The following is a 21017-nucleotide window of genomic DNA, read 5'->3' as shown; positions in this document are numbered from 1 at the left end:
CATGGCATCAAACTCAGCACCTCCTGTCCCATCAGCAAACAGAAAAGGATTTAGTTTGCCTAAAGGGAGTGCCCAGATCGCCGCATTGATTGCTATTTTGATAGTCAATGCACTGGTAGCGAATAACTTTTTCGATATTCATATTCAGGATGGGCGTCTGTTTGGCAGTATTATTGACATTTTAAATCGCTGCGCTCCGGTGGCTATTCTCGCACTGGGTATGACTCTGGTGATTGCTACCGGTGGTATTGACCTTTCCGTAGGTGCCGTTATGGCCATTGCCGGAGCAACCGCCGCCAGTATGACAACCGCTGGTTTTCCACTGTATATCGTACTGCTTACAGCCCTGGGTGCCGGGGCATTATGTGGCGTATGGAATGGATTTCTGGTGGCTATCTTCAAAATACAGCCCATCGTTGCCACTCTAATGTTAATGGTTGCAGGTCGAGGCATCGCTCAGCTAATTACTGAAGGTCAAATTGTCACCTTTAACGATCCGGCTCTGGCCTGGATTGGTAGTGGTACTTTCCTGTTCTTACCGACACCTGTTTCTATTGTTGTTGCAGTATTTGTGCTGCTTTGGCTACTTACCCGTAAAACCGCGTTGGGGCTATTTATTGAGTCGGCAGGCATCAATATTCGGGCAGCCAAAAATGCCGGTGTTAATACCAGCATGGTAGTGATGTCGACCTATATTCTCAGCGGTATTTGTGCGGCAATTGCTGGTGTGATTGTTGCTGCGGATATACGTGGTGCCGACGCTAACAACGCCGGTTTATGGCTGGAGATGGATGCTATTCTTGCGGTGGTCATTGGTGGAGCTTCATTAATGGGGGGACGCTTTAGCCTGATTCTTTCTCTTATCGGCGCATTGATTATTCAGGGGATGAATACCGGTATTTTACTCTCCGGCTATCAGCCTCAATGGAACCTAGTGGTTAAAGCGTTAGTAGTCTTGCTGGTTCTGGTATTGCAGTCTCCGGCATTTATCCGTTTGTTTAAAAGGAGAACCGGTCATGTTTAAACGTCACCTTCCCCTGATGATTACCATCGCCGTTTTTGTAATGGGCTATATGTTCTGCTTTGCCCGCTTCCCCGGCTTTGCATCCACCCGAGTTATTTGCAATATTCTGACGGATAACGCCTTTTTGTGCATTGTGGCGGTAGGCATGACGTTTGTCATTCTGTCTGGTGGTATCGACCTTTCTGTTGGTTCGGTGATTGCTTTTACCGGTGTATTTTTGGCTAAAGCCATTGGTGAATGGGGCTTTGATCCATTAACAGCCTTTGTGGTTATTATGGTAATGGGCTGCTCATTTGGCGCCCTGATGGGGTGGTTAATCGATGCCTTAAAAATTCCCGCCTTTATTATTACGTTAGCCGGAATGTTCTTTCTGCGGGGCGTTAGCTTTTTAGTTTCCGAACGATCGATTCCTATCGATCATCCGTTATACAGCACATTATCTTCAGTAGCATGGAAGATCCCGGGTGGTGGTCGCTTTAGCCTGTTAGCCGTCATTATGTTACTGGTAGTCATTTTCGGTATGGTTCTCGCTCATAAAACGCGTTTTGGTAACAATGTTTATGCTATCGGGGGCAACGCTACCTCTGCTGAACTAATGGGGATCTCAACCCGCAAAACCACTATTGGTATTTATATGCTCTCTACCGGACTGGCAACTCTGGCAGGTATTGTTTTCTCTTTCTATACCTCCGCTGGTTACGCACTAGCCGGAATCGGCGTTGAGTTAGATGCCATTGCGGCTGTAGTTATCGGAGGAACCTTGCTAAGTGGAGGAGTTGGTACCGTATTTGGTACTCTGTTTGGCGTATTAATTCAGGGGCTAATCCAGACCTACATTAATTTCGACGGTACGCTTAGCTCCTGGTGGACCAAGATTGTTATTGGCATCCTGCTGTTTGGGTTTATCGGATTGCAGAGAATATTAACAGTATTTTGGGCGAATCGTCAGATTTCTACCGCAAGACGAATTGGTAGTAATCCTCATGATATTAACGCGGTGAGTTCTGCGTAATACAATTTAGGACTTAACATCAGGAGCATCAAGCCAGACTCAATGATTAACAATCTTAATGACTAAAAGTGCGCCAAATGGCGCACTTTTCTTAATACTTTAAAATTTCAGGCTCGGTCTAACCTTGTCCAAAAACTCGGTTTTCTTGCTCAGCGACCCGAATAAAAGTGGTGCGCTTGGTCAGCTCTTTCAAGCGTTCAGCACCAACATAGGTACAGGCTGAGCGCAGGCCACCAAGAATATCTCTGGTGGTGTTTTCTACTGAGCCACGGTAAGCCAGCTTCACGGTTTTACCTTCTGCTGCGCGATACCCTGCAACACCGCCTACGTGACGGTTCATCGCTGATTCAGAACTCATGCCATAGAACTGCATATATTGATTGCCGTTCTCTTCGATAATCTTGCCTTCACACTCTTCATGAGCAGCCAGCATTCCGCCTAGCATGACGAAGTCTGCGCCACCACCAAAAGCTTTAGCCACATCGCCCGGGGTTGTACAACCGCCATCACTGACGATCTGACCACCAAGGCCATGAGCTGCATCAGCACATTCGATTACCGCTGACAGTTGTGGGTAACCAACGCCAGTTTTCACGCGCGTAGTACAAACAGAGCCAGGGCCAATACCGACTTTAACGATATCCGCACCGGAAAGAATCAGCTCTTCCACCATCTCACCCGTAACCACGTTACCGGCACAAATCACTTTATCCATATTGGCTTCACGCGCTTTACGCAAGAAAGCAACAAAATGCTCAGAATAGCCATTCGCCACATCAATACAGATAAATTTCAGTGCTGGTGAAAGCGCCATAATCTGGCCCAGTTTAGTGAAATCCGCTTCTGATGTTCCGGTTGATACCATGACGTGACGTAATACAGATTCAGGTACGCGGGCAACAAACTCACGCCATTGCTCAACGGTATAGTGTTTGTGCACGGCAGTTAGCAAATCAAACGACGCCAATGCCTCAGCCATGGTAAAGGTGCCTACCGTGTCCATATTCGCAGCAATAATAGGAATACCGGACCACTGATGGCCTGAATGTTTAAAGGTGTAGGTGCGTTCAAGTTCTACTTCAGAACGACTTTTCAGCGTGGAACGCTTAGGACGGATTAAGACATCTTTGAAGCCCAGCTTCAAATCTTCTTCAATGCGCATATCTGTAGTTTTCCTGGTTTTTGGCGACGTATCGCAAATTAGCTATAAGCTGAATGTTGGCCATTTCCAGTGACGTTATCATACACATGAATAATTAATGAACAAGTCTGAGATTTTCAAAAAATTTCAGCTATAATCCCATAAATTTATCTGCGAAAAAGCAGATCTAAGGTAATTCATGGATAACGCCTTTGTAATCCTTGGTTTTGGATTATTTGGTCTGTTAAGTGGTAGTCTGACCACTCGCATCGCCCACCAAATCCCTGCTGTTTTATTTGCTCGCTGGCAGCAACAATATTGCCAGATAACCAATACCAACCTCCACTTATCAATCGGACCAACAAAATTCTCTCTGGCTTTACTTTCCCATCCTCGATGCCCTCACTGTCACCAACCATTTTCTAAACGCTGCGTATATTCAGTTATTTCCTGGCTATGTATTCATGGTCGATGTCCGTCCTGCCATAAAGCTATCAGTTGCCGTTATCCCTTAACTGAACTGATTTGTAGTCTACTGTTTATGATTATTGCCGCTTCAAGTGCCGATCCTGTCAGAATAATCATGCTGTTATCTGTAACCCTATGGTTGGTGACCGCATCGCTGATTGATATATCTCATCAACTGTTGCCGGATATATTTACACTACCACTAATTTGGAGCGGACTAATTTTTGCTCTACTTGGTTTATCGCCATTGTCTTTATCAGAATCTCTGACAGGAACACTCATTGGATACATATTTCTTTGGATACCTGGAATGCTATTTCGATTAATAAAAGATCAATATGGGTTGGGTGGCGGTGATATAAAGCTCATGGCAGGACTTGGTGGCTGGGTTGGAATAGAGGCTTTACCAACAATAATGCTAATTGCCAGCCTGAGTGGACTAACTTATTTTTTGCTAATTAAGCTGAATAAGAAAACTAAAAACAACACAATTGCCTTTGGCCCTTTCCTTGCTGTTGCCGGATGGCTTGCACTTCTGTGAGATCCCTTTATTATTGAGCTATCAATACTGTTACAGGCTTTTATATGAGTTATATCGTGGCACTTACCGGCGGAATTGGTAGCGGGAAATCAACCGTATCCAATGAGTTTTCCCGTTTGGGCGTTCCCGTCATCGATGCTGATATTATTGCCCGTCAGGTGGTAGAGCCGGGTCGCGATGCTCTCCAACAAATTGCTCATCATTTCGGCCATTCAATACTGTTGGCCGATGGTACTCTGAACCGTAAAAAGTTACGTGAACGTATTTTTAGTCATTCTGCTGACAAACAGTGGTTAAATAATCTGCTCCATCCACTGATTCAACAGGAAACCCAACGTCAATTTGCAAATATAACTGCACCTTATCTGCTTTGGGTTGTCCCATTATTGATAGAGAATAATTTATGTTCCCGAGCTAACCGCGTGTTAGTGGTAGATGTTAGCAAAGAGACCCAATTAAGTAGATTAATAGCCCGCGATGGAAGCAGTTTACAGTTGGCAGAACAAATTTTATCTGCCCAAACTTCCCGCGCTGAGCGCCTGTCTCATGCAGATGATGTGCTAAATAATGATAGGGAACCTGAAGCGTTAATACCGCAAATTGCCCTATTGCATCAAAAGTATTTAGCTTTAGCCAACCAATTCAACAAGCAGGATTTGTCGATATGAGTGATTTATCCCAGAACATACTTTTTGAACATCCGCTTAATGAAAAAGTCCGTACCTGGTTACGCCTTGAATTCCTGCTACAACAGTTACAACACAATCGCTCTTTAACTAATTTAACCAACACATTAAGTTTTTTCCGTACGGTTAGTGAACTGCTGGACATCATGGATCGTGGTGATGTTCGTACCGAGCTGGTTAAAGAATTGGACCGTCAACAGCATAAGCTACTGCAGTGGATTGATGTTCCCGGTGTTGATAGCGAGCGCCTTAGTACTTTACGTCATACCTTAAAAGAGCTGGCAAATACATTACTGGCAGCGCCACGTCTTGGACAGGAGTTGAAAGACGACCGCTTAATTAGTATGGTTCGTCAACGTTTAAGCATTCCTGGTGGCTGTTGCAGCTTTGATTTACCCGTATTGCATATGTGGCTACATAATCCAAAATTACAGCGAGACGAACAGGTAGCTGAATGGATTGAAACTACAACACCGCTCAGTAATGCACTTAATGCCTGTCTCGATTTAGTTCGACAGTCTGGTGTCTTTCAAAAACAAACCAGTCTGAATGGTTTCTACCAGGATAATGCCGAAGACTGTGATATTTTGCGCATCAGAGTGGATTCAACTTATCAACTTTATCCGCAGGTTTCCGGTCACAAGTCTCGCTTTGCCATTCGCTTTATGCCATTTGACAGCGATATTGGTGATACACCGGAAAAATTTAATTTTGAGATTGCCTGCTGCTAATAATTATTTACTGGTGTCGCTGATATCTGCGATGTCAGATTATCACCTCAAATGGGTGACCCTTTAGTTTTGCTATTGATTATGTTATTTGGGAGTATTTCATGAGTGACACCCCCCTTCAGGTAAACTGTCCTACCTGTGGAAAACCGGTTATCTGGAATGAACAAAGCACTTACCGGCCATTTTGTAGTAAGCGCTGCCAGTTAATTGATTTAGGTGAATGGGCCGATGAAGAAAAACGAATTCCAAGCTCTGGTGACCAGTCAGATAGTGATGAATGGAGTGAAGAGGAGAAGTAATTTTCACCTCCTTATCCTTTACAAGTTACCGCATGGATAACCGATTATGCCTTGCGGTAACGCTGCTTAAGTTCAGCAATCACCGGCTGATTAGCCTCCGGAAACTCTGCAACATTCAGCTGTGAAACATCAATCCAGCGAGATACCTGACCTTCACGCCCTTCCGGCTGACCTTTCCAACTATCTACAATAAAGAAATGCAACGTTAGCTGGCGATCGGGATAGTCATACTCCAACGTTGTTAACAGGTTAGAATGAGTCATCTCAATGCCAACTTCCTCCTGAAGCTCGCGCCTTAGCGCCTGTTTTGCATCTTCCCCTGATTCCACTTTTCCACCGGGAAACTCCCAATAACCGGCAAGATGGCTACCTTTAAGTCTTTGGGTAACAAATATAGCCTGCTCGGTATTGATTATTATTCCAACGGCTATTTCTATTCGCTTCATATGCATACTCGCAGGTCAGTTATTATTGTGTAGATAAAGTAAGAGCGCCAATGGCGCTCTTGGACAGCTAATAAACTTATTTATTTCAGTGGATATTCCGGCCGTAAATATAATTTACTTATATCACTATCCTGCTCGGCCGGAAGGGCCTGATACTTGAGTTCAGAGTGCGTTGGGCCTAGCCCGCCTAGGGGCAGTTATGAAACGCCTTACGGTGTTTCACCCTTCGGGCCAGCGCAAGCGCTGTTCAAACAGGCTTTGCCTGTTTGTCGTTGGCTCACGCCAAGTCGACCCCAACGGCGATCTCTCCCAACGATTAATTCTGTCAAAACACAAAACTGAAAATCTGGCCTGAGAGCGCCAATAGGCGCTCTCATTTCTTAAGGATATTACTGCAAACTACCATGACACTGTTTATATTTCTTACCGGAACCGCATGGGCATGGATCGTTACGGCCAATCTTGCGCTCTTCCCGTACCATTGGTTGATTAGGTGCTGGTTCTTCTTCCAACGCATTTTCTTCCTGATGGCTAAACTGCTGCTGGCGAGCCAAGCGCTCTGCTTCTTCACGACGTTGCTGCTCCACAGCCTCAACTTCTTCCGGCATACGTACCTGAACTTTGCTCAACACGCTGATAACTTCATATTTCAGCGCTTCCAGCATGCTGGCAAACATAGAGAATGACTCACGCTTATATTCTTGCTTAGGATCTTTCTGAGCATAACCACGCAGGTGGATACCCTGACGCAGATAATCCATCGCAGCCAGGTGCTCTTTCCACATAGTGTCCAGAGTCTGCAACATTACGCCTTTCTCAAAGTTGCGCATCATCTCATCACCAACCACTTCTTCTTTCTGGTGATAAACTTTAGCGGCTTCTTCTACAATACGTTCACGCAGTGTTTCTTCGTGCAGTTCATGTTCAGTATCCAGCCATTGAGCAATCGGCAGGTCAAGATCGAAGTCGTTCTTCAGACGTGTTTCCAGTCCCGGAACATCCCACATTTCTTCCAGAGATTGAGGTGGAATGTAATTATCGATCACCGTGGTAAACACATCCTGACGGATGCTGTCAATAGTTTCGCTGATATCACTGATATCCAATAATTCATTACGCTGAGCATAAATCGCACGACGCTGATCGTTAGCTACGTCATCAAACTCCAACAGTTGCTTACGAATATCAAAGTTACGGCTTTCTACTTTACGCTGAGCGTTAGCAATCGCTTTGGTTACCCATGGGTGTTCAATCGCTTCTCCAGGCTTCATACCGAGCTTACGCATCATTCCGGCTACGCGGTCAGAAGCAAAGATACGCATCAGAGCATCTTCCATCGACAGATAGAAACGCGATGAACCCGGGTCACCCTGACGGCCAGAACGGCCACGCAACTGGTTATCAATACGACGAGATTCATGACGCTCGGTACCAATAATATGTAAACCGCCTGCTGCCAGTACGCGATCGTGACGCTCTTGCCATGCAGCTTTAATCGACTGAATCTGTTCTTCTGTTGGATCTTCCAGTTCAGCAAGTTCGCTCTGCCAGCTACCACCCAGCACGATATCGGTACCACGACCCGCCATGTTGGTAGCGATGGTTACTGCACCTTCCTGACCTGCATTAGCCACGATTTCTGCTTCCATTTCGTGGAATTTAGCGTTCAGAACTTTATGCGCGATACCCGCTTTTTTCAGTTCGTTAGAGACCACTTCCGATTTTTCAATGGAGATAGTACCCACAAGAATCGGCTGTCCCTTAGTGCTGCGATCTTTAATGTCTTCAATGATGGCATCGATCTTCTCTTTCTCGGTCATATAGACCAGATCTGGCATATCATCACGAACCATTGGACGGTTAGTTGGTACTACAATAGTGTCTAAACGGTAAATTTGACGGAATTCGAATGCTTCAGTATCCGCAGTACCGGTCATACCGGCCAGTTTCTCATACAGACGGAAGTAGTTCTGGAAAGTAATAGAAGCCAGAGTTTGGTTCTCATTCTGGATCTCAACCCTTTCTTTTGCTTCCACGGCCTGATGAAGACCATCTGACCAGCGACGACCTTCCATAGTACGACCGGTATGTTCGTCAACGATAATGACTTCACCATCTTTAACGATATAGTCAACGTCACGAGTAAACAGCGCATGAGCACGCAACGCTGCCGTTACGTGGTGCATTAATACGATGTTGCCAGGTGAATAAAGCGACTCACCCTCTTCCATCATTCCTGCTTCCATCAGCAGTTGTTCAATCAGTACCAGACCGCGCTCGGTCAGGTTGACCTGGCGGCTCTTCTCATCGACGGAGAAGTGGCCTTCACCTTCAAAGGTATCAGAATCTTCTTTTTCCTGACGCAACAGTTTAGGAATAATTTTATCAACTTTTCTGTACAGCTCAGAACTGTCTTCCGCAGGACCGGAGATAATCAGCGGAGTACGCGCTTCGTCGATTAAGATGGAGTCAACCTCATCCACCAACGCATAGTACAGCTTACGCTGAACACGCTCTTCAGGACTAAATGCCATGTTGTCACGCAGATAATCGAAACCAAATTCGTTATTGGTACCGTAGGTGATATCCGCAGCATAAGCCTCACGTTTTGCCGGAGGTGGCATGCCAGGCAAGTTAATACCAACGGTTAAACCTAAGAATTCAAACAGTGGGCGGTTATTTTCCGCATCGCGTCGTGCCAGGTAGTCGTTCACGGTTACCACGTGTACACCACGACCAGTGATGGCATTCAGATAGGCTGGCAGTGTTGCGGTCAGGGTTTTACCTTCACCAGTACGCATCTCCGCAATACAGCGATCGTTCAGCACCATACCACCGAGCATCTGGACGTCAAAGTGACGCATACCAAATACACGCTTACTGGCTTCACGCACTACAGCAAACGCTTCTGGCATAATTGATTCCAGCGATTCACCTTTAGCCAGACGCTCACGAAACTCCTCAGTTTTAGCTTTCAGCTCATCGTCAGATAACGCTTCATATTCTGGTTCAAGGCGGTTAATCGTCTCAACGTTTTTACGCATACGGCGCAGTGTCCGGTCATTACGGCTACCGAAAACTTTTGTCATTAATTTAGTTAACATAGGTCTAAATATCTCTTTAGTACTGCCGTTTTTGGCAATATGAATTCAAAGAAAAAAATCAGAAAAAATGCGCCCGCAGTAACAAGAATAGCCTCATTACCGGGATTATCATGCGTATGAAGAAGGACCTGCGCGGATACCCTGAACCTTGCTCAGCCAAAATCTGACAGGGTGGAGGATAAAAGTCGACTCAAGGGGAATTAGACGCGATACTGTCGAAGGCAGCGTTGCTTCAATTGCCGCTTGTATTGATAATGAATCAAGAAGAGCGTGATGACTAAGTCTTAACTTATCATCACTCACCTTCACCTCATCGGGGGTCACTTCATCCTGAGGGAAGGAAACAGCAAGACGGGTAAGATAATTACGAATCGCAAAGTGCTGCCACGGATTAAGATTCTGCAGTGGTCGGCTGTTAACTTCGCTGGATAACGCCAACTGCCCAACACCCGGAACCGCCGGATTAATTGGATTGACGTTTGAAAAGGCCGCAGATAATGAAACTTGTTGAGGTAAACCGTTCAGGCTTGCAGGCGCGCCAATACTGGCTGCCACAACCCCCAATAAGAGGTGCGGCCAAAAATAACGCCTACCAAATTGTCGCCAACGATTTAAAATACCCATTATCAACTAACTATTACCTGCCGGAATCTGCTTATGCGCGATAGTCGCCCATTATTATTAGATACGCTATTTGATGATACTGACCTGTTGCGGAACGTCCAGCAACGTGCCATAGCGCTGATAAAACTTAATAAGGCAGTTAAGGCTCTGTTACCTAAACAACTGCACGAATTCTGTCGAGTTGCTAACTACCGTCAAGGTATTTTAGTCCTTGAGGTGGCAAATGCCAGTTGGTTGACACTTTTACGTTATGAACAGCAAACGTTATTAAGCACACTCAGGGGTGAAATATTACCATCTTTAGTGTCAATCGACATAAAGATTAATCCAAAGTTAAGCACAAATAAGCAGACTGCTGAAAATTTAGTCCATCGCTACATTCCGGAAAGCACAAAAGATGAAATGCCTATGCGTCAGCTTAGTGAACAAAGTGCAAAACAGTTGAAGGAATTGGCAGCGAGGAGCCCAAAAAGGCTGAGAGAGAAACTAGAACGACTTGCTGCACTAGCTGGAGAGAGAGTTAACCAGCGCAACAAGCCGTAATAATTTAAATCGTACTAAAAAACCGTAATATTATCTGACTATTAAGCCAGTACAGTTCTCGACGTTTTGAAAGCCAGTGGCATTTCAGCTTCGTCTTCAAAAGTAACGTATTCCCAGGCTTCTTGTTTCGCTAATACAGCTTGCAGAAGCTTGTTGTTTAATGCGTGACCAGATTTAAACGCAGTAAATGCGCCAATAATGTTGTGACCACACATAAACAGATCACCGATAGCATCCAACATTTTATGACGAACAAATTCGTCTTCAAAACGCAAACCATCTTCGTTCAGCACACGATAATCATCTACTACGATAGCACAATCGAAGCTGCCACCCAGGCACAGGCCTTTAGACTGTAAATACTCGATATCACGCATGAACCCAAAGGTACGTGCACGACTGATCTGACGAACAAACGCATCGGCAGAGAAATCCATACGATAGCGTTGTGAACCGGAATCAATCGCCGGATGGTTGAAATCGATAGTAAAGTCTAAGCTGAAACCATTAAAAGGTGTCAGTTCAGCCCACTTGTCGCCGTCTTCGACGCGAACAGGCTGAGTAATACGCAGGAATTTCTTCGGTGCGTTAAGTTCTTCAATTCCGCCGTCTAACAGTAAGTAGACGAAAGGTGCCGCACTACCATCCATAATTGGAACTTCTGGTGCGTCAACTTCAATAATAATGTTGTCGATGCCTAATCCTGCTAATGCAGCATTAAGGTGTTCCACAGTAGAAATACGTACGTCATCTTCATTTACCAGGCAAGTACACAGCATGGTATCACGCACGGATTTTGCATCTGCCGGAAAATCAACCGGTGGATTCAAGTCAGTACGACGATAGATGACACCCGTATTAGCTGCGGCCGGGCGCAGAGTCAGGCTAACCTTGCGTCCGGTATGAAGACCGACGCCAGTAGCTTGAATGATGCGTTTTAGTGTCCGCTGTTTAATCATCGTATTATCTCGCATTGTTGATCCAATTTACCGTAGTTTACACCACGGTCTCCGCGCCAGTTTAGCATAAAGAGCGGAGAATCCAAATCATTCAGCGTTAACAGCCTAATTAATCCGCTTGTTTGCGTAAGAAGGCTGGGATATCTAAATAATCAGGCTCTTTGTTCGGCTGAACACCCTGGTCATTTACCACTTTAGCTGCAGCAGGTTTACTCTCTTGCGGTTGCAGAGGAGCTAAACCATGTTGAGCATAGCGATGATCGACAGGTTGAGTAGCCGGTGATTTAGAAACCAGCGTAATTTCAGGACGCTTGTCCATACCGATACCTGTTGCAACAACAGTCACACGCAGCTCGTCGCTCATGTCCGGATCCAGTGAAGTACCGATAACCACGGTGGCATTATCCGATGCAAAGGCACGAATCGTGTTACCAACGGTTTCGAACTCATCCAGACGTAAGTCAAAGCCAGCCGTAATGTTAACCAGAACGCCGCGGGCACCAGACAGATCGATATCTTCCAGTAACGGACTGGAAATAGCCATTTCAGCAGCTTCTTCAGCACGATCTTCACCACGAGCAATGCCTGAACCCATCATGGCGTAACCCATTTCAGACATCACTGTACGTACGTCTGCAAAGTCAACGTTCATTAAGCCTGGACGAGTAATCAGTTCGGCAATACCCTGCACCGCTCCTTTTAATACGTCATTGGCTGCACCGAAAGCATCCAGCAGAGAAATACCGCGGCCTAATACTTTCAGTAGCTTGTCATTAGGAATAGTAATCAGCGAGTCAACATGCTTGGAGAGTTCGGCAATGCCTTGCTCTGCAAACGTCATACGCTTTTTACCTTCGAAGTTAAACGGTTTGGTTACTACGGCAACGGTCAGAATACCCAAATCTTTTGCCACTTCAGCAACAACTGGTGCAGCACCGGTTCCGGTACCACCACCCATGCCGGCAGCAATAAACACCATATCCGCACCTTCCAGTGCAGTACGTAGTTGTTCACGGTCTTCTTCTGCAGAATTGCGACCCACTTCAGGGTTAGCACCTGCGCCTAAGCCTTTGGTTACGCCACTACCGATCTGGATAGTTTGGCCAACGGCCGTTTTCCGCAACGCCTGAGCATCAGTATTGATGGCGAAGAACTCAACGCCTTCAATGTGCTCACGCACCATATGTTCGACGGCATTACCGCCGCCGCCGCCAACGCCGATGACTTTAATCACCGCATCGTTGGTTAGCTCCATTGGTTCAAACATAATTTCTCTCTCCGTTTTAACTCTTACGCAATGAATTATCGCTTAAAACACGCTAATTGCACTACTGATTAAAATTCTTTACGTAACCAACCCGTCAAACGCTGTGCCCAGCTACGCATAGATGTTCTTTTTTCTACATCAGTCTCGCCCCGAAGATGAGACTCTTTACCGTAGTGCAACAGACCTACTGCCGTTGAGTAGTAAGGCTCTTGCGCATAATCCGTTAGTCCAGTGATATTCAGTGGCTGTCCAATACGCACCTGGGTATGGAACACTCTTTGAGCACACTCAGCTAAACCATCAATCTGAGCGGCTCCCCCTGTTAACACGATACCGGCGGCTAAGTGATGCTTAACCCCTTGTTGACGCAGTTGTTCCTGCACCTGCAAAATTTCATCGTTTACCAGATTAAGCAGCTCGGTATAACGCGGCTCAATCACATCAGCTAACGTCTGACGCTGTAAACTACGTGGTGGTCTGCCACCAACGCTAGGGACTTCCACATTCTCATCTTTGCTGACGATAGAACCCAAAGCACATCCATGACGCACTTTTATTGCTTCGGCATCCGTTGGCGGAGTCCCGAATGCATAAGCGATATCACTGGTAACCACATTACCTGCGTAAGGAATAACTTTAGTATGACGCAGAGCACCACCAGTATAAATAGCGATATCCATGGTTCCGCCGCCAATATCAATGACGCAGACACCCAATTCACGTTCATCTTCTGTCAAAACGGCATAGCTTGAGGCCAAACCAGCAAAAATAAGTTGATCTACCTTAAGTCCACAGCGTTCTACCGCTTTAACAATGTTTTTAGCCATATCATTATGGCAAGTAATCAAATGCACTTTTGCCTGCATCCGTACACCAGAAAGTCCCACTGGGTTTTTAATGCCTTCCTGATAATCGATGGCATATTCCTGCGGGATCACATGCAGGATCCGGTGCTCATCACGAACCCGCACCGATTTAGCGGTATGAACCACGCTCTCCACGTCTTCCTGTGTGACTTCTTCTTCTGAGATAGGCACCATGCCAATCTCGTTTTGACAGCTGATATGTTTACCTGACAGCGCCAGATAAACAGAAGCAATCTGGCAATCTGCCATCAGTTCGGCCTGGTCAATGGCTCGCTGTACTGATTTAACCACTGACTCTAAATCGTTAACTCCGCCTTTATCCATTCCGCGGGACGGGCAGCTTCCTACGCCAATAATATTAACCATACCGTCAGGCAGTACTTCTCCAACCAGCGCAGCGACTTTCGCTGTGCCGATTTCCAGTCCAACCACCAGTTTTCTGTCTGTCGATTTGATCATTATTTATTGCCTGACTCTAGTTGTTGTTTCACTCAATCAGAAAAAATTGCCTGACTGTCAATAAATGCGGGAGCCCAACCAACCGCAGCACCGGTGTCATAGCGCATATCCAGCGAGGCAATACGCTTATCCGCAGGTACTTGTTGCAACAGCGTAGGATAGAGAGCGATAAAGCGGTCTAAACGCTTGGTTCGGTTTTCTCTTCCCAGCTCGATGCGCACATCGTTATCTAACACTAACTGCCAAGAGCGTCGTTCACTCATTGACACGGTTTTCAGCTTAAACTTTGCGGCGTCCAACGCTTGGTTCATGCTGTTGTATCCTTCCAGAACTTCTTTTTCTCCATCTTCCGGGCCATACAGCAGAGGAAGATTCTTATCACTCACTCTCTCTGCCGGTATGCTGAATACATTGCCATCTTTGTCTAACAGCTGGAGATCATTCCAGCGAGCGTAAGGGACATACTCCACAATATGAATCTTAAGCTCATCAGGCCATTGCTTACGTACGCTGGCCTGTTTAATCCATTTCAGGTGTAGAATCTGCTGTTGCAGAACGTCCACATCCTGAGACATAAAGGTACCCGGTGCACCCGACGACAAAATGGTCTGCCGGATATCATCGTTGGTAGTAATATGCCGCTCACCGGTAACTACTAAACGAGAAAGCGGTAAGCGTTCAGCATCATTCATCCAGTGAATAACTGCCCAGCATCCCCATACCACGGTACCGATTACCATCAGCAGAAAGATTAGACCAATGAGCTGAGTTCCGTTACTGCGTCCGGTGCTCTTTTTTTCCTGCTCATCACGAACGTTTCTTGCTGCCTGGGACATATCAATCAGCCAACGCCAAAATCTTAACGACTAGCTGAGAAAAACTTAAACCATGCTGACGTGCCGCCATTGGTACCAGACTATGGTTAGTCATACCCGGAGCCGTATTCACTTCCAGCAGATAAAACTGACCATCGCTATCCTGCATCACATCGACACGACCCCAACCCCGACAACCTACGGCTTTATAAGCTGCCGCTGCTAATGCCCGAATTTGGTTCTCCAGTTCGTCACTTAAGCCGCTTGGACAGAAGTATTGAGTATCATCAGAGATATATTTTGCCTGATAGTCATAAAACACACCGGCTGGCTGAATGCGGATAGAAGGCAATACTTCATCGCCTAAAATCGCCACGGTGAATTCCGGGCCACTCAGCCACTTCTCAACCAGTACGCTGGTATCATGCTTAAAGGCTTCTTTTAATGCCGGCAGTAAATCTGCTGCTGCATTTACCTTGCTCATACCAACGCTTGAACCTTCACTACTTGGCTTCACAATCAGCGGTAATCCCAACTGTTTGATGATGGCATCGGTATCAACCTGCGTCAGTTGATCGGCACTTAATGCAACATAAGGCGACACCGGAAGGTTAGAGCCTTGCCATAGCAATTTAGTTCTCAATTTATCCATAGTTAATGCAGAAGCCATTACGCCACTGCCGGTATATGGCAGATCCAGAAACTCTAATACGCCCTGCAAAGTACCGTCTTCACCGCCACGACCATGTAATGCAATAAATACTTTATCGAATCCATCAGCTTTTAGCTGAGCCACAGGATAGGTCTTCGGGTCAATCGGATGAGCGTCAACGCCCGCCTCGCGTAAGCCTGCTAACACAGCAGCACCAGAGTTCAGTGATACATCACGCTCTGCTGATGTCCCGCCAAGAAGGACTGCCACTTTCTCAGTCATGATTTCCCTCGTTTGTATTTATTGTTTGTAATTTTAATTCTGCTAACCGACGGGCCACTCGCCCAATATTACCGGCACCCTGCGTCAGAACCAGATCGCCACTCTGCAACACCTGTTGCAACATATCCGGTAGCGTATCTACATCTGACACAAAAATCGGATCTAACTTACCGCGCCCACGAATGGTTCGACACAGTGAACGGCTATCTGCTCCCGGAATTGGCGCTTCTCCAGCCGGATAAACATCCAGCATAAACAGCACATCAACCTGAGACAGTACGTTGGCAAAATCATCGTACAGGTCACGGGTACGTGAATAACGATGCGGCTGGAAAATCATCACTAAACGACGCTCTTCCCAACCTGCTCTGGCCGCTTTAATGGTGACATCCACTTCGCTTGGATGATGACCATAATCATCAACCAGCATGATGTCGCCGCCACCTTCACGCTCAAATTTACCCAGGAAGTCAAAGCGACGACCGGTGCCCTGAAAGTTAGCCAGCGCCTGAACAATAGCATCATCACCGATGCCCTCTTCCGTTGCGGTAGCCACTGCCGCGGCCGCATTCAACGCGTTATGGCGGCCCGGTGCATTAAGCATCACCTTTAAATCGCTTTTGTCATGACGGCAAAGAGTAAAGAATCCTTGAGAGCGCTTTTGTTCATAATCTTTAATGCGCACATCTGCATCTTCGCTGAAACCGTAAGTAATCACCTGACGGCCAACTTGAGGAATAAGCTCACGCACCACAGGATCGTCTACACACATCACTGCCCGACCATAAAACGGCAAATTGTGCAGGAAATTAATAAACGTCTGTTTTAAGTTTTCGAAGTCGCCCTGATAAGTATCCATATGGTCGGCTTCAATATTGGTCACAATGGCAACCATTGGCTGTAAGTGCAGGAACGATGCATCGCTCTCATCGGCTTCAGCGATCAGATAACGGCTGCAACCTAATGCAGCATGAGTTCCTGCTGCTTTAACCAGACCACCATTAACAAAAGTTGGATCTAATCCTGCTGCTGCATAAATACCGGTCACTAATGCAGTAGTGGTAGTTTTGCCATGAGTACCGGCGATAGCGATGCCATGACGAAAACGCATCAGTTCGGCCAGCATTTCTGCACGGCGGATAACCGGAATTCGTGCTTCTCGCGCTGCAACTACTTCGGCATTATCCGCAGGCACCGCGGTTGAAACGACAACTACGCTGGCACCCTTGACGTTTTCTGCCCGGTGATTGAAATAAATCTCTGCACCCAGCGCAATTAATTGTTGCGTGACAGCATTTGGCGCCAAATCGGAACCACTGATCTGGTAACCTTCGTTAGCCAGAACTTCAGCGATACCTCCCATGCCTGCTCCACCAATACCAACAAAGTGGATATGCCGGACGCGTCGCATTTCCGGCACCATGGTGCGAAGTTTCGCCAATCGTTGTATATCTACATGCTCATTCACGGTTTTCTATTTACTCTTGTCATATTTAAAGTTCACTTCAAAACTACAGGGCGACGCTTTTAACTACCGCAGAAACGCGCTCAGTCGCGTCCGGTATGGCTATCGCTCTGGCTTCCATCGCCATTGCCAGTAGTTTTGATCGATTCAATTCTTCCAACGCTTCAGTTAATGAATCTGCATTAAACTGAGGTTGTTCAATAATTTTGGCGGCACCCGCTTTTTCCAGCGGTAGTGCATTCCAGTATTGCTGGCGGTCTTTATGCATAAATGGCACAAAAATAGCCGGTAAACCCGCGGCCGCAACTTCGCTTACCGTCAAAGCACCGGAACGACAAACCACCACGTCGGCCCACGCATAGGCAGACGCCATATCGTCAATAAATTCAGTGATATTATGTCCATCCAGACCGCGCTGCTGATAATCCTGCTGTACGCTTTCCAGAGCACCTTTACCAACCTGATGCCAGAGGATAATTTTATTTCCCAGACGTTCAGCCGCTTGTGGAACAGTTTGATTGAGTACCCGCGCGCCCTGACTACCGCCAACCACCAGAACCCGAATCGCTCCACTGCGTTCAGATAAACGAACTTCCGGTAGCGGTAACGCTAATACATCTGTGCGAACTGGATTGCCTACCACTTCTGCATTCGGGAATGCACCCGGAAATGCCTGCAACACGCGCTTAGCAATTTTTGCCAGCCAGCGGTTAGTTAATCCTGCAATGCCGTTTTGTTCGTGTAATACCACCGGAATGCCACACATCCAGGCAGCCAAACCACCCGGACCAGAAACGTAGCCGCCCATGCCTAACACCACGTCCGGTTTATAATTACGCATGATGGCTTTAGCCTGACATACGGCGCGGAAAATTCTGAATGGCGCACATAATAACGCAATGATACCTTTGCCACGAAGTCCGGAAATGTTAATAAAATCGATTTCTATTCCGTGTTTTGGCACTAAATCGGCTTCCATTCTATCCGCAGTTCCCAGCCAGCGAACTTCCCAGCCTTGCGCCATCAGGTCATGAGCAACAGCCAGCCCCGGGAAGACATGTCCTCCGGTTCCACCTGCCATCACCATTAAACGCTTCTGCTTCATCGGGTACCTCTTACATGCGCCTGGCAGTTAGCCTGACGCGTTTCATAGTCAATTCGAAGTAATAAAACCAGCGCGGTAGACATCACCAGTAAACTGGAACCACCGTAGCTGATTAGCGGTAAAGTCAAACCTTTGGTTGGTAGAATACCGGCCGCTGCACCAACGTTAACTAACGTCTGGAAGCTGAACCACAAACCAATCTCGCAGGCGAGAAAACCAGAGAAACGCTGCCCTGCCTCTAAAGCACGGCGACCAATCAGCATTGCTCTAAAAGCGACGAAGAATACCATTAAGAGGATCAAAACCACACCAAAATAGCCTAATTCTTCACCGATAATGGCAAAAATAAAGTCAGTATGGGCCTCAGGCAGATACTCCAGTTTCTGTACTGAGTTACCTAATCCCTGTCCCCAAAGCTCTCCCCGCCCAAATGCCATCAGCGATTGCGTCAGCTGATAACCTGCACCAAAAGGATCAGCCCATGGATCCCAGAATGAAGTTACCCGACGTAAACGATAAGGCTCTGCGACAATCAGTAATCCTACGGCAAACACGCCAGAACCGATAATTGCTAAAAACTGCCAAAGCTTAGCACCTGCTAAAAACAGCATGCCCAGCGTAGTGATAAACAGGACAACTACCGTTCCCAGATCGGGCTGAGCCAGCAGTAAAACCGCCAGAATCACCATAACGCCCATCGGCTTACAAAAGCCCCAGAAGTTATTACGAACTTCATCTACCTTACGAACCAGATAGCTGGCCAGATAGAAGAACAGCGCCAACTTGGAAAGTTCCGCTGGCTGAATGCGCACCGGGCCAAAAGCAATCCAACGAGATGCACCGTTAACCGAGCTGCCTACCGCCAGTACAATGAGTAACATTACGATAGCAATCAACAGAATAATCGGGCTGTAGCGCTGCCACATCTCCATTGGAATACGCAGCGTTACCAGTGCAGCAGCAATAGCCAACAGAATGTAAATAGCATCACGCTTGGCAAATAAAAATGGATCGTCAGTATATCGTTGGGCAATCGGCATTGATGCCGATGTCACCATAACAAAACCAACAATAGTTAAACCAATAGCCATCCACAGCAAAGTACGATCGTACATAACATCATAATCGACCGCTTCACTGCTTTGACGAGATCCAGTTACCCATTGGGTAAATGACTGGAAAGGTCTAACTAAACTAAATGCGCTCATCAGCCAAGCTCCTGAGCCAGACGGGCAAACTCCAGCCCACGCTGTTCATAATTTTTAAACTGATCCAGACTGGCACAGGCGGGAGACAGTAACACCATATCTCCCGGTTTGATTCGCTGTGCAATATGAACCATTGCCTGTTCCATGGTATCGGTCATTTCCGCCACTTCAGGACGTAAATCGTATAGCGGCTGTTTATCGCGACCAAAACAATAAAGACGAATATTGTCACCCTTTAAATAGGTCGACAGCGGTGAGAAATCAGCTGATTTTCCATCACCACCCAGCAATAAGTGTAAAACGCCATCAACGCGAATACCGTTTAATGCAGCTTCAGTACTGCCCACATTGGTGGCTTTAGAATCATTAATCCAGCGAACACCTTTATTATCCCACACCAGTTGAAAGCGATGCGCTAAACCAGTGAACTGAGTCAGCGCCTGCAAACTGGAAGCGCGCGGGAGTGATACCGCATCAGCCAGCGCCAATGCAGCCAGTGCGTTCAAATAGTTATGCTGACCAACAATTTTCATCTCTGCGGCATTAAGCACTTTCTCACCGTGGACTCGCAGCCAGGTCTCGCCCTGCTGATAGCTGAGGTGATAATCACCCACATCTACCCCAAAGCTAACGCAGCGGCTGTCAGCCCCTTGCAGCGGCATGGTTAGTGCATCATCAGCATTAACTACACAAACGCTGGCATTGTTATAAATGCGCAGTTTAGCTTCACGATACTGTTCCATCCCCTGCGGATAGCGATCCATATGATCTTCAGTAACGTTCAGAATAGTCGCAGCGGCAGCATGAAGGCTGGATGTAGTTTCCAGTTGAAAACTGGATAGTTCCATAACATACAACTGGCATTCAGGATCTAACAGAGATAGTGCGGTTTGTCCCAGATTGCCGCCCATGGCAACGTTCCAACCGGCAGCTTTTCCCATTTCACCCACCAGCGTGGTAACGGTACTTTTTCCGTTTGAGCCAGTGATGGCCACAATCGGAGCCTTAGCTTCACGACAGAACAGTTCAATGTCACCGACAATTTCGATACCTGCGGCGGCAGCTTCTTGCAGAACTGGGGTTGCCAGAGCGATACCCGGGCTAACCACTAGTAGATCGGCAGCCAGTATCCATTCACGGTTAAAACCACCGGTATGGTGTTCCACGTTTTCCGGCAGTTTGTCTAACCCCGGAGGGGTTGAGCGCGTATCAATAACTTTGGGGGAAACACCCCGGGCAATAAAATAATCGACACAGGACAACCCTGTGGAACCTAATCCAATGATAACAACCTGTTTATCCTGATAGTCGATTGTCATG

At 46.8% G+C, this 21017-nt stretch carries 21 protein-coding genes; 8 read left to right on the top strand and 13 right to left on the bottom strand.

The window, feature by feature from the left end:
* Nucleotide 1: 1 nt before the first annotated feature.
* Both ytfT and yjfF read left to right on the top strand, forming a co-directional pair.
* Nucleotides 2-1024 carry a galactofuranose ABC transporter, ATP-binding protein YtfT gene (gene ytfT, locus GOL65_RS15495; RefSeq protein ID WP_140919569.1) on the top strand — a complete coding sequence of 341 codons (1023 nt, stop codon included), beginning with the start codon at nt 2-4 and terminating at the stop codon, nt 1022-1024.
* Nucleotides 1017-2036, top strand: coding sequence for a galactofuranose ABC transporter, permease protein YjfF (gene yjfF, locus GOL65_RS15490; RefSeq protein WP_140919568.1), 1020 nt, complete (start codon nt 1017-1019; stop codon nt 2034-2036). The genes ytfT and yjfF overlap by 8 nt, the downstream gene beginning before the upstream one ends.
* Nucleotides 2037-2154: 118 nt before the next feature.
* Here the strand turns inward: yjfF and GOL65_RS15485 are convergent, their stop codons facing one another.
* Nucleotides 2155-3198, bottom strand: coding sequence for a GMP reductase (locus GOL65_RS15485; protein WP_140919567.1), 1044 nt, complete (start codon nt 3196-3198; stop codon nt 2155-2157).
* A gap of 178 nt (nt 3199-3376) precedes the next feature.
* On the opposite strand from GOL65_RS15485, the gene GOL65_RS15480 reads away from it, so the two are divergent.
* The 4 genes from GOL65_RS15480 (at nt 3377) to yacG (ending at nt 5902) form a co-directional block, all read left to right on the top strand.
* Nucleotides 3377-4186, top strand: coding sequence for a prepilin peptidase (locus GOL65_RS15480; protein WP_140919566.1), 810 nt, complete (start codon nt 3377-3379; stop codon nt 4184-4186).
* 44 nt (nt 4187-4230) lie between these two features.
* Nucleotides 4231-4854: a dephospho-CoA kinase gene (gene coaE / locus GOL65_RS15475; protein WP_140919565.1), complete on the top strand. Its 624-nt coding sequence runs from the start codon at nt 4231-4233 to the stop codon at nt 4852-4854.
* Nucleotides 4851-5603 (top strand): cell division protein ZapD, encoded by a 753-nt coding sequence (gene zapD, locus GOL65_RS15470; RefSeq protein ID WP_140919564.1) that lies wholly within the window; start codon nt 4851-4853, stop codon nt 5601-5603. The genes coaE and zapD overlap by 4 nt, the downstream gene beginning before the upstream one ends.
* A 101-nt stretch (nt 5604-5704) precedes the next feature.
* A complete protein-coding gene (yacG, locus tag GOL65_RS15465) occupies nt 5705-5902 on the top strand; it encodes a DNA gyrase inhibitor YacG (protein ID WP_130592321.1) in 198 nt (65 codons plus the stop codon).
* 44 nt (nt 5903-5946) lie between these two features.
* On the opposite strand, the gene mutT is transcribed toward yacG, so the two are convergent.
* Nucleotides 5947-6348, bottom strand: coding sequence for an 8-oxo-dGTP diphosphatase MutT (mutT, locus tag GOL65_RS15460; protein WP_140919563.1), 402 nt, complete (start codon nt 6346-6348; stop codon nt 5947-5949).
* 199 nt (nt 6349-6547) lie between these two features.
* Here mutT and GOL65_RS15455 point away from each other — a divergent pair, with 199 nt between their 5' ends.
* Nucleotides 6548-6703 carry a hypothetical protein gene (locus GOL65_RS15455; RefSeq protein ID WP_179038449.1) on the top strand — a complete coding sequence of 52 codons (156 nt, stop codon included), beginning with the start codon at nt 6548-6550 and terminating at the stop codon, nt 6701-6703.
* Between the two features lie 34 nt (nt 6704-6737).
* Here GOL65_RS15455 and secA read toward each other — a convergent pair whose 3' ends face one another.
* Entirely contained in the window at nt 6738-9452 is a 2715-nt protein-coding gene (gene secA / locus GOL65_RS15450) for a preprotein translocase subunit SecA (protein WP_140919562.1), read from the bottom strand.
* Nucleotides 9453-9560: 108 nt separating this feature from the next.
* A complete protein-coding gene (secM, locus tag GOL65_RS15445) occupies nt 9561-10076 on the bottom strand; it encodes a secA translation cis-regulator SecM (RefSeq protein WP_140919561.1) in 516 nt (171 codons plus the stop codon).
* 33 nt (nt 10077-10109) lie between these two features.
* Here secM and GOL65_RS15440 point away from each other — a divergent pair, with 33 nt between their 5' ends.
* A complete protein-coding gene (locus GOL65_RS15440; protein WP_179038448.1) occupies nt 10110-10619 on the top strand; it encodes a DUF721 domain-containing protein in 510 nt (169 codons plus the stop codon).
* 41 nt (nt 10620-10660) lie between these two features.
* Here the strand turns inward: GOL65_RS15440 and lpxC are convergent, their stop codons facing one another.
* From lpxC to murD, 9 genes are all read right to left on the bottom strand, one after another.
* Nucleotides 10661-11578 (bottom strand): UDP-3-O-acyl-N-acetylglucosamine deacetylase, encoded by a 918-nt coding sequence (gene lpxC / locus GOL65_RS15435; RefSeq protein WP_140919666.1) that lies wholly within the window; start codon nt 11576-11578, stop codon nt 10661-10663.
* Nucleotides 11579-11687: 109 nt separating this feature from the next.
* Entirely contained in the window at nt 11688-12845 is a 1158-nt protein-coding gene (gene ftsZ / locus GOL65_RS15430; RefSeq protein ID WP_130592326.1) for a cell division protein FtsZ, read from the bottom strand.
* A 68-nt stretch (nt 12846-12913) separates the two neighbouring features.
* Nucleotides 12914-14170, bottom strand: coding sequence for a cell division protein FtsA (gene ftsA, locus GOL65_RS15425; RefSeq protein WP_108900158.1), 1257 nt, complete (start codon nt 14168-14170; stop codon nt 12914-12916).
* Between the two features lie 32 nt (nt 14171-14202).
* Nucleotides 14203-15006, bottom strand: a complete 804-nt coding sequence (gene ftsQ / locus GOL65_RS15420) for a cell division protein FtsQ (protein WP_140919559.1) — start codon at nt 15004-15006, stop codon at nt 14203-14205.
* A 1-nt stretch (nt 15007) separates the two neighbouring features.
* Nucleotides 15008-15919: a D-alanine--D-alanine ligase gene (locus GOL65_RS15415; RefSeq protein ID WP_140919558.1), complete on the bottom strand. Its 912-nt coding sequence runs from the start codon at nt 15917-15919 to the stop codon at nt 15008-15010.
* Nucleotides 15912-17342: a UDP-N-acetylmuramate--L-alanine ligase gene (murC, locus tag GOL65_RS15410; RefSeq protein WP_218652067.1), complete on the bottom strand. Its 1431-nt coding sequence runs from the start codon at nt 17340-17342 to the stop codon at nt 15912-15914. The genes GOL65_RS15415 and murC overlap by 8 nt, the downstream gene beginning before the upstream one ends.
* 88 nt (nt 17343-17430) lie before the next feature.
* Complete coding sequence (gene murG, locus GOL65_RS15405) at nt 17431-18489, bottom strand: undecaprenyldiphospho-muramoylpentapeptide beta-N-acetylglucosaminyltransferase (protein WP_140919556.1); 1059 nt, start codon at nt 18487-18489, stop codon at nt 17431-17433.
* Nucleotides 18486-19697, bottom strand: coding sequence for a cell division protein FtsW (gene ftsW / locus GOL65_RS15400; protein ID WP_140919555.1), 1212 nt, complete (start codon nt 19695-19697; stop codon nt 18486-18488). The genes murG and ftsW overlap by 4 nt, the downstream gene beginning before the upstream one ends.
* A complete protein-coding gene (gene murD, locus GOL65_RS15395; protein WP_140919554.1) occupies nt 19697-21016 on the bottom strand; it encodes a UDP-N-acetylmuramoyl-L-alanine--D-glutamate ligase in 1320 nt (439 codons plus the stop codon). The genes ftsW and murD overlap by 1 nt, the downstream gene beginning before the upstream one ends.
* Between the last annotated feature and the right edge of the window lies 1 nt (nt 21017).

The organism is Limnobaculum xujianqingii (genome assembly GCF_013394855.1).
Lineage (GTDB): Bacteria > Pseudomonadota > Gammaproteobacteria > Enterobacterales > Enterobacteriaceae > Limnobaculum > Limnobaculum xujianqingii.
The sequence above is the reverse complement of the archived record's forward strand: the minus strand, read 5'-3'. Positions and strand labels throughout refer to the sequence as shown.

Excerpts from the sequence above, each read along its gene's own strand:
- ytfT (WP_140919569.1), top strand. The coding sequence starts at position 2 with ATGGCATCAAACTCAGCACCTCCTGTCCCATCAGCAAACAGAAAAGGA.
- yjfF (WP_140919568.1), top strand. The coding sequence starts at position 1,017 with ATGTTTAAACGTCACCTTCCCCTGATGATTACCATCGCCGTTTTTGTA.
- GOL65_RS15485 (WP_140919567.1), bottom strand. The coding sequence starts at position 3,198 with ATGCGCATTGAAGAAGATTTGAAGCTGGGCTTCAAAGATGTCTTAATC.
- GOL65_RS15480 (WP_140919566.1), top strand. The coding sequence starts at position 3,377 with ATGGATAACGCCTTTGTAATCCTTGGTTTTGGATTATTTGGTCTGTTA.
- coaE (WP_140919565.1), top strand. The coding sequence starts at position 4,231 with ATGAGTTATATCGTGGCACTTACCGGCGGAATTGGTAGCGGGAAATCA.
- zapD (WP_140919564.1), top strand. The coding sequence starts at position 4,851 with ATGAGTGATTTATCCCAGAACATACTTTTTGAACATCCGCTTAATGAA.
- yacG (WP_130592321.1), top strand. The coding sequence starts at position 5,705 with ATGAGTGACACCCCCCTTCAGGTAAACTGTCCTACCTGTGGAAAACCG.
- mutT (WP_140919563.1), bottom strand. The coding sequence starts at position 6,348 with ATGAAGCGAATAGAAATAGCCGTTGGAATAATAATCAATACCGAGCAG.
- GOL65_RS15455 (WP_179038449.1), top strand. The coding sequence starts at position 6,548 with ATGAAACGCCTTACGGTGTTTCACCCTTCGGGCCAGCGCAAGCGCTGT.
- secA (WP_140919562.1), bottom strand. The coding sequence starts at position 9,452 with ATGTTAACTAAATTAATGACAAAAGTTTTCGGTAGCCGTAATGACCGG.
- secM (WP_140919561.1), bottom strand. The coding sequence starts at position 10,076 with ATGGGTATTTTAAATCGTTGGCGACAATTTGGTAGGCGTTATTTTTGG.
- GOL65_RS15440 (WP_179038448.1), top strand. The coding sequence starts at position 10,110 with ATGCGCGATAGTCGCCCATTATTATTAGATACGCTATTTGATGATACT.
- lpxC (WP_140919666.1), bottom strand. The coding sequence starts at position 11,578 with ATGATTAAACAGCGGACACTAAAACGCATCATTCAAGCTACTGGCGTC.
- ftsZ (WP_130592326.1), bottom strand. The coding sequence starts at position 12,845 with ATGTTTGAACCAATGGAGCTAACCAACGATGCGGTGATTAAAGTCATC.
- ftsA (WP_108900158.1), bottom strand. The coding sequence starts at position 14,170 with ATGATCAAATCGACAGACAGAAAACTGGTGGTTGGACTGGAAATCGGC.
- ftsQ (WP_140919559.1), bottom strand. The coding sequence starts at position 15,006 with ATGTCCCAGGCAGCAAGAAACGTTCGTGATGAGCAGGAAAAAAAGAGC.
- GOL65_RS15415 (WP_140919558.1), bottom strand. The coding sequence starts at position 15,919 with ATGACTGAGAAAGTGGCAGTCCTTCTTGGCGGGACATCAGCAGAGCGT.
- murC (WP_218652067.1), bottom strand. The coding sequence starts at position 17,342 with ATGGTGCCGGAAATGCGACGCGTCCGGCATATCCACTTTGTTGGTATT.
- murG (WP_140919556.1), bottom strand. The coding sequence starts at position 18,489 with ATGAAGCAGAAGCGTTTAATGGTGATGGCAGGTGGAACCGGAGGACAT.
- ftsW (WP_140919555.1), bottom strand. The coding sequence starts at position 19,697 with ATGAGCGCATTTAGTTTAGTTAGACCTTTCCAGTCATTTACCCAATGG.
- murD (WP_140919554.1), bottom strand. The coding sequence starts at position 21,016 with ATGACAATCGACTATCAGGATAAACAGGTTGTTATCATTGGATTAGGT.